This window comes from Paenibacillus sp. MAH-35 (assembly GCF_058135425.1).
Genome location: NZ_JBYUPU010000025.1, coordinates 44,898 through 59,218 on the forward strand (window position 1 = coordinate 44,898; position 14,321 = coordinate 59,218).

Annotated in this window: 9 protein-coding genes; 4 read left to right on the forward strand and 5 right to left on the reverse strand. The window is 55.2% G+C overall.

Annotated elements, in window-relative coordinates:
- Nucleotide 1 precedes the first annotated feature (1 nt).
- The gene (locus AC3Y2E_RS22820) at nt 2–1,264 is read left to right on the forward strand and encodes a cell wall-binding repeat-containing protein (protein ID WP_379214448.1); all 1,263 of its coding nucleotides are present in this window, start codon (nt 2–4) and stop codon (nt 1,262–1,264) included.
- Nucleotides 1,265–1,318: 54 nt separating this feature from the next.
- On the opposite strand, the gene AC3Y2E_RS22825 is transcribed toward AC3Y2E_RS22820, so the two are convergent.
- Nucleotides 1,319–2,077 (reverse strand): hypothetical protein, encoded by a 759-nt coding sequence (locus AC3Y2E_RS22825; protein WP_379214450.1) that lies wholly within the window; start codon nt 2,075–2,077, stop codon nt 1,319–1,321.
- A 298-nt stretch (nt 2,078–2,375) separates the two neighbouring features.
- Between AC3Y2E_RS22825 and AC3Y2E_RS22830 the strand changes: the two genes are divergently transcribed.
- The gene (locus AC3Y2E_RS22830) at nt 2,376–3,584 is read left to right on the forward strand and encodes a YecA family protein (RefSeq protein ID WP_379214452.1); all 1,209 of its coding nucleotides are present in this window, start codon (nt 2,376–2,378) and stop codon (nt 3,582–3,584) included.
- 168 nt (nt 3,585–3,752) lie between these two features.
- Complete coding sequence (locus AC3Y2E_RS22835; RefSeq protein WP_379214455.1) at nt 3,753–4,568, forward strand: AraC family transcriptional regulator; 816 nt, start codon at nt 3,753–3,755, stop codon at nt 4,566–4,568.
- 96 nt (nt 4,569–4,664) lie between these two features.
- Here the strand turns inward: AC3Y2E_RS22835 and AC3Y2E_RS22840 are convergent, their stop codons facing one another.
- Nucleotides 4,665–6,008 (reverse strand): ABC transporter substrate-binding protein, encoded by a 1,344-nt coding sequence (locus AC3Y2E_RS22840; RefSeq protein WP_379214457.1) that lies wholly within the window; start codon nt 6,006–6,008, stop codon nt 4,665–4,667.
- 23 nt (nt 6,009–6,031) lie between these two features.
- The gene (locus AC3Y2E_RS22845) at nt 6,032–7,582 is read right to left on the reverse strand and encodes an FAD-dependent oxidoreductase (protein WP_379214459.1); all 1,551 of its coding nucleotides are present in this window, start codon (nt 7,580–7,582) and stop codon (nt 6,032–6,034) included.
- 244 nt (nt 7,583–7,826) lie between these two features.
- Here AC3Y2E_RS22845 and AC3Y2E_RS22850 point away from each other — a divergent pair, with 244 nt between their 5' ends.
- Nucleotides 7,827–11,147 carry a choice-of-anchor I family protein gene (locus AC3Y2E_RS22850; protein ID WP_379214461.1) on the forward strand — a complete coding sequence of 1,107 codons (3,321 nt, stop codon included), beginning with the start codon at nt 7,827–7,829 and terminating at the stop codon, nt 11,145–11,147.
- 119 nt (nt 11,148–11,266) lie between these two features.
- Here the strand turns inward: AC3Y2E_RS22850 and AC3Y2E_RS22855 are convergent, their stop codons facing one another.
- Together AC3Y2E_RS22855 and AC3Y2E_RS22860 are read right to left on the reverse strand one after the other, a co-directional pair.
- Nucleotides 11,267–11,935 (reverse strand): hypothetical protein, encoded by a 669-nt coding sequence (locus tag AC3Y2E_RS22855; RefSeq protein WP_379214463.1) that lies wholly within the window; start codon nt 11,933–11,935, stop codon nt 11,267–11,269.
- 13 nt (nt 11,936–11,948) lie between these two features.
- Complete coding sequence (locus tag AC3Y2E_RS22860; RefSeq protein ID WP_379214465.1) at nt 11,949–14,102, reverse strand: ABC transporter permease; 2,154 nt, start codon at nt 14,100–14,102, stop codon at nt 11,949–11,951.
- Between the last annotated feature and the right edge of the window lie 219 nt (nt 14,103–14,321).

Consider the following 14,321-nt stretch of genomic DNA (forward strand, 5'->3'; position numbering starts at 1 on the left):
TATGAAACGAAAGCTAGTGCTGAACGGTCTGCTCGTCGGAGCGACCGCCATGCTGCTTGCCGGCTGCTTCGACGGCAACGGGAAAAACGATCCATCCGCAGCGGCCGGCTTGCCGGGAGAAGGAGCGGCGGCTAACATGCCGTGGATCGCTACGAAAAATACGACGCGGATCAATACCGGCGATCCGTACGAGGCGGCTGTGCTCGTCTCCCGGTCGTTATGGATGGCCAACCGGGACGATAACCGTCCGGGCGGCATCGTGCTTGCGAATCCCGGGCAATGGCAGCATGCGGCCGCCAGCGCCGATCTGATCCATCATCCGAACAACGGGCCGGTGCTGTTCGTCAACAACGACTCGATTCCGGAAGTGACGCTAAACGAGATTAAAAGGCTGAAGCCGGCCGGGGTGCCTTCCAATAACGGGGTGCAGGTCGTGCTGGTCGGCGATCTGGCCCCGCAGATCGAGCAGCAGCTAACGAAGCTGGGCCTGAAAACGGATAAAGTGACGGGAGCGAACCCGGCGGATGTCGCCAAAAATATCGACGCCTATTACGCCAAAGCGGCAAACGAGCTGCCGAAGTCGGTTATCGTCGGTTCGATGGACGATCCGGCGTTCACGCTGCCTGCTGTGAATTGGATCGCGCATATGCCGGAGCCGCTGCTGTACGTCAAGAAAGACGAGGTTCCCCAAGAAACGGCCGAAGCGCTCGCGAAGCGGAACGGGGCGGCGAACGTGTATATTCTCGGGCCGGAAAGCGTCGTTTCCAAAAAGGTCGAGGAACAGTTGAAGCCGTACGGGCGGGTGCAGCGGATCGCCGGCAAAGACGCTTACGAAAACTCCATTGCGTTCGCCCGGTATTCCGACCCGCAGACCGGCTTCGGATGGGGCATCGCCGTGCCTGGCCGCAACCTGTCGTTCGTGCCGGCCGATTCGAACGCAATCGCAATCGCGGCGGCTCCCTTCTCGCATCTGGGCAAGCACGCGCCTCTGATCTGGACGGGCAAAGACAAGATGCCGGATTCGGTTATGGCTTATGTGATGTCGATCCAGCCGAAGTACGAAAAGACGCCTACGGAAGGGCCGTATAACCACGCTTGGATCACCGGGGACGAAAAGCTGCTCGCCGGTGCGGCTCAAGGCGAGATCGATTCGATGCTGGAGATCGTTTCGGCTTCGGGAGGCGGGCATAGCAGCATGGGCGGCGCGGACGGCGCGCAGCAGGGAGGCCAATCTTCGGGCGGCGGCGGGCATGCAGGCCATTAACCGTTCGTCCGTCCCATACGGTTCCGTTTCGGTCTTCAACCGGCACGGACAGCCTTATTTGGCGCGATGATGGTTGAGCAGCGTATCGTAGCGGGAATTGCGGTACGGCTTGGACGCATATTTGCGGCATTCTCCCGGGTGACGAAACGGTTTCATCTTGTACCGGTTGCCCTGCTGGCTCGGCGAACGGAAAATCTCGATCTTATGCTTGACGGCCAGCAGCGACAGCACCGACTGATCGTGCCGATGATCTTGGAATTCAGGCAAATTGGGCAAGCCGCAGCGGTTGGGACTGTCGGTCACGATCTGTTCGTTGCAGCAGTAGTCCAGCCATTGCTGCACAAATTTCCGACTCCGGTCGTTATTGAGATATAGCGAGAACGAGCCCATCAGCTGCTGCGCGTCCCAGTACCGGCTGGAATCGCAGTCCATCAGCACGAAGCAGTCCCGTTTCGTCCACATCCGGTTGAGCTGGTTATGGGTTTGGAACAGGATGATCCCTTGTTCGCGGCACAGCCGGATCAGCGGGTCCAGCGGCCCGGTAATCTCGATGCCGGCGTCGCTGTAAATGATCGTATCACCGGGCTTCATCGCCGACATCGCCTGCAAAATATAATAGGGCTTCCAGATCCAATAGCCGGCTCCGCGTGGCTGCCGGAGAATGGACGGATTGTCCCGGTAAAACGAAGAGGCGAGCAGATCCTCTTCCCGATAAGCCAACACGCGGTCCGCTCCGTATCGGAGAGCGGACTGCTCCAATTTGTCCTGTGACGCGAAAAAACGCGGAGTGGCATAACTTACCAGGCCGATCATTGGGCGTTCCCCCTTTCTCGATCCTAACCCGCACGGATTCGGTTCCGATTGGCGCCGATAGTTGTACATTATGACGCATTCCGGGATGTGTGACATAGCGGAAGTCTATCTTGTTCACAGACCGGGCGGCCGCCGCCGCTGAGGCGGAGCCGGAACATCGCCCGAATCCGGGTCTTGCTCCTATCCGGGTATACTGGTATTATATAGTTCGGCTAATTGGACAGGTTGTACCAGGATTTCAGTAAGGAGCTCGGCGGCTTACAGAGATAGGATTCGCCGTTTTCGGAAAGGGTGTAGCATGAATAAACAACTGAGCAAGAAGGAAGAACAGCAACTGCTTAACGCCTTGCAAGCTGCCAAAGAAAGCAGACGAAAAATGGAGAGCAAGGAAGACGAGAAGCGGTGGGCGGATATCGAGGCGCCGATCGGCTTGGCGGGCGGGCTTTCCAGACTGAACAAGCAAGAATTGTCGGCCATCCGGTCGAATCATCATATAACGGGAGCAAGCTCCTTGAAGAAGCAGGATCTGATCGGCGTGCTGGAGCGAAGCGTCCCGGAGCGGCTGTATTCGTATATATCGAAGCTGGACGACGCTCGATTGGCGGTTATCAAGCAAGTTGCGGAGCGCGGCGGCGTCGCCGTAACGACGCTGGGCAACCATCAGGTTCAGCATTTTACTAGCTGGGGAATCCTGTTCTCCGGGACGGTGAACGGCAAGCGCTCTCTCGTCATGCCGGAGGAGATTGTTCACAGCTTCCGCGAGCTGTCTCCCAAGGCGTACCGGGATACGGTGCAGCGCAATACGACGTGGATCAAGCTTACGCAAGGAATGCTGTATTATTACGGCACGCTGACTGAGGACGAGCTGCTCGCTCTGATCGCGCGTTATACCGGCGAAGAGGTTGACCGGATCGAGTTTATCTCGGTAATCGAACACTCCATCGAGTATCATTTGGAGATCAAATTGGACCAGCTCGGGTATTCCAATATCCGGGTATGGGACTCCGGCAAAGTCAAGCAGGAGCATGAGGCGAGGGCGTCTATACCGTTCTACCCGTTCACCAAGGAGCAACTGCTGCTTGCGGGAGAACCGGGATTCGTCGACCGGAATCCGGGCTTCCAGGCGATGAGCGACTATATCCGGAGAGAATACGAGGTCGACCGGGAAAAAGCGGACAGTCTCGTGGAGGAATGCGTATTTGCGGTCCGGATCGGCGACAATCCGGGCAACGCCATCCAGTTTCTGCAGTCACAGCTGGACATCAGCGATATCGAGACGGTCCGGGCCTTTATGGACTACACGACCGTTTTGTTTAACAGTACGAGACAATGGTTTCTCAAAGGGTTCACCTCTGTCGAGCTGTCGGCAGCCGCCGCAACCGGCGAGGAGTCCGACGATGCGGCCAAAGCAGTCGTATACGATTTCGCGACGAAAGCGAAGGTTGGACGGAACGACCGCTGCCCTTGCGGGAGCGGCAAAAAATTCAAGAAATGCTGCGGAGCTTAACTCCCGGCGCCGGATCGCATCAACAACCGTTGCCTGCTTACCATTTTGCAGGGACGGTTTTTTTGTTGGCATGAATCGGATTTGCACCGCCTATGATGGAGGAAACGGGAGGCTTTTCGTCGAAAACAACGGGAAGTGACGGAAACGGAGACCAGGAGGCGATAACAGGTGGAAACAGCATATCCGGTGTCAGTCATTTACGGTGATTATTGGAAAGAGAAACCGCAATTTGTGAAACGGGTCGCAAAAGAACCGGCCTGGACGATGTTCGCCATCGAGAACGGACGATTTCGCTACTCGATCGATAATGTGGAAGGGGAAGCGACGGGAGGCGATGTGGTGTTTTGCCCGCCTTTCATGGAGTTCAAGCGCGAGGTGATCGTCCCGTTATCGTTTCATTATTTCATATGTAAAATGCACGACAGCTATGCGGCAGCCGAGGAGCGCTCGATCGATTTGCTTCGCCGGTTGTTTTCCTTTAAATATACGACAAGCGAGCAGAGCCGCCTGTATAACAATTTCCGGCATCTCCTCGTCCTCGAACGGATGGATCACGCGCAAAGGGGGATATGGAAGCAGCATTTCCTCAACGATATCTGGATGCTGTTCCAGATGGATGCGGAGACGCTGGCGATCTCCAGCCTGCTGGCTGAAGACAAACTGATGAAGGAAGCGAAGGCGATCATCGACCGTCATGCGTTTCGCGAGATCCGGCTGCAGGACGTAGCGGCCAAGCTTCATATTCACCCGGTTCAGCTGACCCGCAGGTTTCAGCACGTGTTCGGGATCGCTCCGTCCCGTTACCTGATCTCGGTGCGGATGGAGAAGGCTAAAACGCTGCTCGTGCAGACGGAATATACGATTGATCATATCGCCCGGTTGTGCGGGTATGAGAACGGATTTTATTTTAGCCGCGTCTTTACCCATTACAGTAAAATGAACCCGTCGCATTACCGCAAGCTGAACGGTCTGGCGACCCCTTGAGGCTGCGCTGCATGAGAAAAAGCGGGACAACCGGCCATGTCGGCGGATCGTCCCGCTCGGACTAACGATACTTGCCGGCTGCAAGCGGCAGCAAGCTTATTTCGGTTTGTTCAGAAACTCCTCGATTTTTTTCTTCGCTTCTTCTTCCGCCTGGCGGGAAGCCGTGTTGATGTCGGTCGTTCCTTTCCAGATTTCGGTTCCGTACTTGGCGTAAATATTGACCATCTCGGCGTCGTAAAGCGCTTTTGGCGGAATCGGGGCCGGCTTGTTTTGGAAGATCGCCTTGAAGTTTTTATCCTTGAACTCGGATTCCGATCCGAGCACTTTGCGGACCTCTTCGTTTTTGAGCACCGGCATAATCCCTTTTTTGGACAAGCGGGTCTGGAATTCGTCCGAAGTCATGTAAGCGAGCACTTCCATGGCGGCATCTTTGTCTTTGGCGATGTTCGTAATGCCGAAGTTGATCGAATTGATCTGGGACCCGGTTCCCGGAATGTCTTCGAAGCTTGGCAGCGGCACGATATCCCAGTCGATCTGCTTCAACTGATCGGTCAAAATCGTAATGACGCTCGACAGGTAAGCCATCATCGCCACATTTTTGTCTTTCGTGAACGTGTTCACGTCAGGAATCGTTTGGAGCGCTCCCGGAGAAAGCTGCGGGTCGAGGAAAAACGTTTGGTAAAAGCGCTTCCAAGATTCGTTTTTGTTAATCGTCGGCGTATTCGATGCCAGATCGGCATTCGGTATCGAAAGCGGATTCATCCGAGTCAGCAAGGTGGGCGTCATGCCGAACCCGTGATACTGCACGCCTGCGTCCTGGCGGGTCAAGTTTTTGGCCAGATCCATCGTTTGCTTCCAGGTCATCCCTTCCTTCGGATAAGCCACGCCGAACTTGTCGAAGATCGATTTGTTGTAATACAAGACGAGATTGTTGCCGTAGACGGGCAGACTGTACATTTTACCGCCGGAGAGCTGCTTGATGGCGTCGATGGAGGTGGCTTCGAACCGGTTCAGGTCGACTCCGTGCTTTTTGATCAGCTCGGTCATGTCGTAGTGAAGCCCGTTCGGGATCAGGAAGTTTTCATAAAACCCGACTGCGTGGTACGTAATGTCGAACCGCGTTCCGGAAGCGATCATCTCCGGCAGCGTCATCCCTTTTTGGTTGAAAATATATTTGATCGTGTAGTCCGGAAACTTTTTGCGGATATCGTCCCCGAACCGGTAGTTGAAGCTGTCCTCGGGATCGCCGTTAATGGCGTAAAAGACGAGTTCCACCGGCTCTTTCGGTTTTTCCGGCGCCTTCGGCTGCTGGTTGTTGTCGCCTGCGGTGCTGGCGGGCGGTGTGGACCCCTGGCTGCAGGCCGCCAAGGCGGCGGCCGACAGACAGAGGGTCAAGGCGAGCGTTGCAGTTCGACGGAACGGTTTTTGTTTGTTAAGCATGTTGACCCCTCTTTTCGTTCATTTTATTGGACATCTAAAGTTTGACCGTCCTGAAGCAGCTGTTTGCGCAGCAGGGCGTAATCGACATCCTGCACGGCGCGGCCGTCTCTCAGTGCAAGTGCCGCCGCGGTAGCCGCAGATTGGCCGAGCACCATAAACACCGGCTCCATCCGGATCGATCCGTATGCGATATGGGAGGAAGACAGACAGACCGGTACGAGCAGGTTCGTACATTCGTTTCCCTTCGGGACGATGGACCGGTACGAGATCGGGTAAGGACCGCTTACCGGTATTTCGACGTCTCCCTCGTTGACGCAGCGGCCGTCCAGCACGATCCTGCGGCAGTTATGCGAGTCCATGCCGTAGGAGGCGAGACCGACGGAATCTTCCGCTTTCAAGTATTTGAGACAATGATTCTGGTTCATGACCACTTCGCCGATCATCCGTCTTCCTTCACGGACGTACAAGTAGTGAGGCCAGTTGGCCGTGCTTGTAAACTCGTCCGCAGGCAGTCCCCAGCGGCTTACTTCCCGGCGTACCGGTTCGGGAACGCTTTCATCGTTGGCCAAAAAGTGCAGCATGCCGAGATTGTAATGAACATGCTCCTGGAATATCCGCTCGCGCTCGGCGTAATCCGCTTCGGGCCAGGCGTGGTTCGCTCCGATATGATCGGTGCTGACCGCTCCGAAGTTGTTCAGATCGGTTTTGCCGTTCGGCATCGGCTTGTGCAGGGTCAGCGCGTCCCATACGCCCGCTTGAAGGTAACGGGACAACAGGGCGAACTTGCCGGGGTCGTACCCTGGAGGCGCCGGGAAGGCGACCCGGTTGTCCGGGACGTCGGTCAGACAGATCCGGAAGTTGTACGCCTGGATGGAACGGTCTCCCTGTCCCTGGATACCCGGCGCAGCGTCGGAGACGCCGTACAGCAGGCCGCTGTCGGGTTTTCCTTCCTTTACGAAAGGATCGACCCAAGCTTTGAATGTATGCCACGGCGAGCCGAATTGGATGCCGTTCCACGTTTCTTTATGCACTTCGTTCGCTTCTCTGCCGACATGATAGGAGACTCCGGCCCGGGCGAACAAGTCTCCCTCGTACGTCGCATCGATAAAAGCTTCGGCACGGAATACGTTGCCGTTTTCCATCGTAATTTGCACGATTTTACCGTTTTGCTTCTCCACGCCCGACAGGTGCTGTCCGTAGTAAACCGGCACGCCGGCTTGTTCCACCCATTCGGTAAAAATGCGCTCGGCGACATGCGGCTCCATGAACCAGGCCGTTCCTTCCGGCTCGTCGCTTCCGTAATGGCGCCCGAGTTTTTGGTAAAACTCTTTGGCGATGCCGCCAAGCGACGTTTTGTGGCCGAAGTCGGTCCGTCCGAGGCCGCTGGCCGTCAATCCGCCCAAGTGTTGTCCGAACTCGGCGATAACGGCTTTTAGTCCCATCCGGCTTGCTTGCACAGCGGCAGCAATACCGGCCGGCGATCCGCCGTATATGCACAAATCGGCTTGCACGCGCTCCGGTTTGTCCCTTTTTTCAGAGGGAGCGTAGTAGCGCAATAGGCTGAAATCGGTCACGTTTTCCCCTTCTTTCTGCTCTGATCAGCGTGATCGGAATGCCTTACACCATTTAGCTTATAACATGCCGGAATCGGTTAACATGCAGAATCTTAGTTGGATATATACAATTTTAGCGCCGCCTGCCGCAGCCGGTCGTCCGCATAATTGACATCCGCTTAACAAATCCCCGGCTTTCCGTTTACATTCCTTCGTTACAATAAGGGCGTTGGATCGCTTCATACAAACCTTTGGAGGTACAGGAATGATATCGTGGAGGGGAAAACTGACAGGTACGGTCGCGGGACTGCTTGTCTTCGCCCAGTTCGGAAGTTATGCGTATGCGGCGGAACCGGCGTCCTGGGTGCAGGAAGGCACCGGCGTGCTGGGCGTCAAACATGTAGCGAGTTATTCGAGCGGTGCGAAATGGGACAAGAGCGGTGCGGAAATTATCGCATACGATGCGGGGCTGAAACGGGCTTATGTCGTAAACGGTTATGACAAGCGGCTGGAGATTCTGGACTTGTCCGGATTAAAAGCGGGACAGAGCTTGACCTCCTTGACCCACGTGCAAAAAATAACGCTGGGCGATCTGGATGCCCGTCTCGGCAAGACGACCGGCCCTACGAGCGTGGCCGTCAGTCCGAAAGGCGACGTGGTCGCGGTAGCCGTACCGAACGATCCGGAGCAGGAGAACGGCCATGTCGCGCTGCTCGACCGGGACGGCAAGCTGATCCGGGTGCTCGAGGTCGGAGCGCTGCCCGACATGCTGATCTTCACCCCGGACGGAAGCAAGGTGCTTACGGCCAATGAAGGGCAGCCGTCAGCCGATTACACGATTGACCCGGAAGGCTCCGTCACGGTAATCGATCTTAGCGCTGGAGCGGCGCAGGCGAAGGCGACTACGGTACGCTTCGACGATCCGTCCGTCATCGCGGACGATGTCCGGATCGGCAAGCCGGGAGCGGCGGCGGCTTTCGATTTCGAACCGGAATATATCGCGGTTGCGAAGGACGGCAAAACCGCCTATGTGACTTTGCAGGAGAACAATGCGGTTGCCGTGCTGGATCTGGGCACGAACAAATTCACCGGGGTCAAAGGACTCGGCGTCAAAGATCATTCCGTCAGCGGCAACGGATTCGACGCGTCGAACAAAGACAAGGCGGTCAACATTCGTCCATGGCCGGTGCTCGGTCTGTACATGCCGGATGGAGCCGAGACGTACAGCGCCCAGGGCAAAACGTATCTCGTTACCGCCAACGAAGGCGATACGCGGGACTACGAGACATTCAGCGAAGAGACCCGGGTCGCGGACGAGACGGGTAAGCTGGCGCTGAAAGCCGAGTTTTACAAAGGCTTTTCGCAGGAGCAGCTTGACGCGATGGTCGCGGAAGGGCTGTACGACGAATCGCAGCTGGGAAGGCTGCTGATGACGAACACGATGGGCCTAGGTGCGGACGGCAAGTATAACGCGATCTATGGCCTGGGCGCCCGGTCCTTCTCGATCTGGGATACGAGCGACATGAGCCTCGTGTATGACAGCGGCGAAGATTTCGAGCGGATTACGGCAGAAGCGCTGCCGAAGCAGTTCAATGTGAGCAACAGCAAGCTCGGCTTCGACGACCGGAGCGACGACAAGGGTCCGGAGCCGGAAGACGTGAAGATCGGCGAGATCGCCGGGAAGACGTACGCGTTCATCGGTCTGGAGCGGGTCGGCGGCATTATGGTATACGACATAAGCGATCCGGCGAAGCCGTTATTCGCCACGTATTTCAACTCCCGCGACTTTACGCAGGAGAATGGCGGCGACAGCGGTCCGGAGGGGCTCCGCTTCGTACCGGCGGAGCAAAGCCCGACCGGCAACGCGCTGCTGCTCGTCGGCTATGAGGTGTCCGGCACGGTCGGCGTGTACGAGATCACTCCCGCTTCAGGCAGTGTTGGCAGCGGCAGCCAAGGAACTAAAATCTCGATCGTGCATGTGAACGATATGCACTCCCGCGTGGAAGAATCGGCCGAACATATCGGCTATGCGAAGCTGTCGTCTGTGATAAAAGAAATTCGCGCGGCCAATCCGAACACGCTCGTGCTGGACGCCGGCGATACGCTGCACGGGCAGACGATCGCCAATCTGGTGCGCGGCGAAAGCATCGTCAGCATCATGAACGCGATCGGCTTCGATGCGATGACGACCGGCAACCACGATTACAACTACGGCAGCGGCCGTCTCGTGGAGCTGGCCGGTCAGGCGAACTATCCGATGCTGGCGGCCAACGTGTACAAAGCCGATGGCAGCCGCCTTCTGGAGCCGTATGTGGTGAAGACCGTCGGCGGCGTCCGTGTCGGCATCTTCGGGCTGGCGACGCCGGAGACGCTGTACAAGACGCATCCGAAAAATGTGGAAGGATTAACGTTCGCCGATCCGGTCGAGGAAGGCCTCCGCATGGTGGCGGAGCTGGATGGCAAAGCGGACGTCGTCGTGGCGCTGTCCCATCTCGGACTGGACGCTTCGAGCGTTGACACGAGCCTGAAGCTGGCCGAGCAGGTGAAAGGGATCGACGTGATCATCGACGGCCACAGCCATACGATGCTGGAGAACGGCCGTGCCGCGGGCGGCACGCTGATCGCGCAAACCGGCGAGTACGGCAAACATGTCGGCGTCGTGGAGTTGACTGTGAGCGGTCAAGACGTAACGGGCAAGGAAGCGCGGTTAATCAGCCGCAAGCAGGCGGACGCCGTCCAGCCCGACCCGGCGGTGGCGGACATCGTGAAGCAGGTCAAGGAAGAGCAGGAGATTGTGCTGTCCGAAGTGGTGGGCCGCTCGGCGGTGAACCTGGTCGGGGAACGCGATAACGTGCGTACAAGCGAGACGAACCTCGGCAATCTGATTACCGATGCGATGCTGGACGAGACTGGCGCCGACGTGGCCATCACCAACGGCGGCGGAATCCGCGCCTCGATCCCGGCCGGTTCGATTACGAAAGGCCAAGTGATTACGGTGCTGCCGTTCGGCAACTATATTCAGACCAAACGCGTTACCGGTGCGGACTTGCTGGCGGCGCTCGAGCACGGTGTCGGAGCGTATCCCGATTCGGCAGGCTCCTTCCCGCATGTAGGCGGCATGACGTTCGCGATCGATCCGTCGAAGCCGAAGGGCGCCCGGGTACAGTCGCTCCAAATCGGCAGCGAGCCTGTGGACTTGAACAAAACGTATCTGATGGCGACAAACGACTTCATGGCGGCAGGCGGTGATCAATATACGATGTTTAAAGACCAGCCGCTCGCCGGCGACTACTCGTCACTCGAAGAATCGGTCATCCGTTACATTCAGAAGACCGGCGAAGTGAACGTAGGCGCGAGCGGGCGGATCACGGTAGCCGCCGCCGGTACCGATGCCGGCGCTTCTCCAGCAGCGCCGGGCGGCGTTACGACTCCGGAGGCGCTGCCGAACGTATACGTCGTCAAGCAGGGAGACAGCTTGTGGAGAATCGCCAAGCAGTACGGCACAACCTGGCAGCTGCTGCAGCAGCTCAACAAGCTGGCGAATCCGAACCGGATTTACCCGGATCAGCAGATTGTGCTGCCTTGAGGAATATGTATTAGTCGGGACATAACATAGATAGACAAGACAAACCCGGAAGCCGTTGAGCTTCCGGGTTTGTTGTGCACTTCGGCATGGGCAGCCGTAAAAAAGCCGTAAAACGAACCTTATTTTCGAAACCGACTGCTCATTGCAAAAACGCTTAACACGAGCAGGCAAGCCGAACAAATCCAGATCAAAGTGCGGTTCCATTGCGGATCTATACCGAATTTGGGAAAGCTCTCGTTAAACAAATAAAGCGAGACCGTAATTTGCCCGTTCGTAAGCATCTCCATCACCCAGTAAAACAATGGTACCGCCATGCCGACAACGCCGTTTCTTCCAAGCACGGTCAGCAATAAAGCCAGATGCCCGAGAAGCATGGAAGGAGCCAGAATCGACCACATGAAATCGCCAAATTCAAGCGGGATAACAAACCTGCTGATTGATAGTATGGAGCCTGCATAAACAATCAGCACGAGCGCGACGCCCATCAGCCATCGCTCCAATAATAAGCTCCAGGTATGGATGGGGAGCGACTTCAGCCACAGCATCACTTTTGATTCCATATCCTCGGCGAGCAGTTGGGAGAATATAAGTACTGTGAATACGGGAAAGGCCACTTCGTAGGCGATCCGGATATTTTTAACCGTAACGGTCCTAACCAGTCCAAGCTCCGGCAAATAGAAGCAAATGACGGCGAGTGCTGCTGCGAAAGCAATAGCAGCCCAGACGATCCCGGAGCTAATTATTTTCCCGTGCAAGTAATACCGCTTCAACATTCCATTCAAGTCCAAATCCGATCACAGCCTAACCCTTCAGTATAGTAGTTACATCGACGTTTTCCAGAGGATAGTCGCGAATGGTTTTGTGCAGCCGTCGAATCATTGCTTCGATTTCCTCGTTAGAGTGAGCATTCATATACGCCTCGATTTTCTGAAACGATTCGGCTAAAGTCCTATATCTGCTCCCGTTTTCAGATAACCGGTACGGAGGAGAATCTTTGTGCGACATGTAATCTTTCAGCATAAAGGCCCAAAGATTTTGGTTGTCCCTGGATAACAGGGTGTGAGCCGAAAATACATCGCCTACGTTTAAGCTAAGCATATTCGTATACATAAAATTTGCTGTAGGTGATGAAAAATCAAAATCCGCTTCCGGCAATACATATTTGCTAACTCTTACGATCGAATCGGTTTGGCGGATATTGTCGCTGGTGGTGGCATTGTCTACAATGACGAGTGTTATTTCTTTATCCGGTATCGGAATATGTAGTATTCGGGACAGCTCTGCCGCCAACCGGTGATAACTTCTAACAAATTGTTTCATATGGTCGGTTGAGATCAACTTGCTTGCGATTGCCTTAACTTTCAACTCTGGTGTTTCATGCGCGATCGTTTTCAAACTGCCGCCAAACAATGATACTCCATATACGGCACCTTCAAAGTGAACGGACTGAGTATCATCTATTACGTTTTCGCTAATCTTTTTCAAGTTGCTTTCTAATTGAATAGTGCTTGGATAATTTACAGTTACAAGAAAATGAGCCGGTTCGAATAAGGAGTATAGCGTTTCAAAATTGTCGTATGGAACAATATTATTTTCTAACATCTCCCTAGGTTTGAACGATTGTTGTGCCACCACTTTGCCGGGTAGCGGGTACCAAGCGGTGTGACTCGGCAATAATAGTTTGTTCTGGTTTGCTGTATAAAGAGGCGATAGTACCTCATAAGTTTGCCGATATGGCCGCATCGGGCGCCACTCGTCGATCGCTCCGCTATACGTCATGACAATGTCCGTTTCTTTGTTTGGAGCAAGCGGTGCCGCTGGAGTAAGGGTAACGAAATTGTGTTGACGGCTGTAGTCGGCCGCTTGCCCGTTCACTTGGACCGTATTGAGATCGAGTTGGTCCCATAGGGTGAGCTCCAATTGACGGATAAGTTGCTGCCCGGTTGACTCAACGTTCATCATGACGTGGAACTCCATCTTGTCGTCCAAAAGACTCGCTTCGATCTCGTACCGGTTCACCCGGTAAGCGGGCAGCGGCGTTATTTTTCCATCCATCGGCTGGTCGGGCAGAAGAAGCTCATCGGCTTTTATTCGCTCCGCTTCGCGAACGGAAGCTTGCATCCGCGTCTGTTGCATATGAAAAAAGGCAGCTCCCGTCCCAACGGCAAGGGATAGTGTAATAAGCACAGAGGTAACGGGGAGCCGGAGATGAGCCTGTTCTTTACGTTTTCGTATTACGAGCGCTAGAGTCAACAGAACGGAGGAGACGGCCAGAGCGAAATAAAACCCGCGATACAGCCAGAAGGTGATGTCTGTATTGAACCCGGTGAAGTAATCCATGTAGTAGCCAAACGGAATAAATACGTTAAGAAAATCCCGGACTGCAATCGGTGTCCCCGGGTAATAAACCATTAATCCGAGCGGTGAAAAAGCAAACCAGATCAACAGAGCAATCGCATAAGAGATCCGGCCTTTGATCGCATAACCGGCTACAAAGCCGGCGCAAATGATAAATGCTAGAGGGATGGATGCCGAGGCCAGCATAACCGCAACGTACATACGTTCAGATGGCTCTATGTCCATTCGGCCTGTCAACCAGATAACAACGGGAACTGCCGATAGGATAATAAAGGGAAACAGGATGGCAGCCAGCTTGCCGCTTAACCGTTTATAGCTGGAGTACGGCAAGGCATGCAATAGCTGATCGACGGTCGTCATCCGATCCTCTCTCGCTTTATAAACACTTGAGACTATGGCCAGCATGGTCACAGGAAACAAGAACCAGTATTGGAACTGCCTTATAAAGTACCCCCAATGAAGAATCGACGCCAGATCTTTAACGGTAACATAGATCAGTACGGCGTAACCGGCTGCGAGCGCGATGGTTATTTTGAATGTAATCCCGCGAAGCAGGAGACGAAGCTCGGTTCGCAGCATATAAAGCCATTCATGCAATAGAGTGCCCTCCTATTAGAGCCATGTAGGCATCTTCGAGATTCGGCGACGCGGGTGATGCTTGGCCGGCTGGTTCGTCGCCGGATAAGACTCTGAGCTCGTAACCTTTTTGCACCGTCCGTTGGGAAAGGATGTGTTTCATCGTACGCATATCCGCCCATTCTTGTCTGGTTACGATTGTCGTCCACACTTTTCCCTTCATCTGGTTGAGCAGCGCCT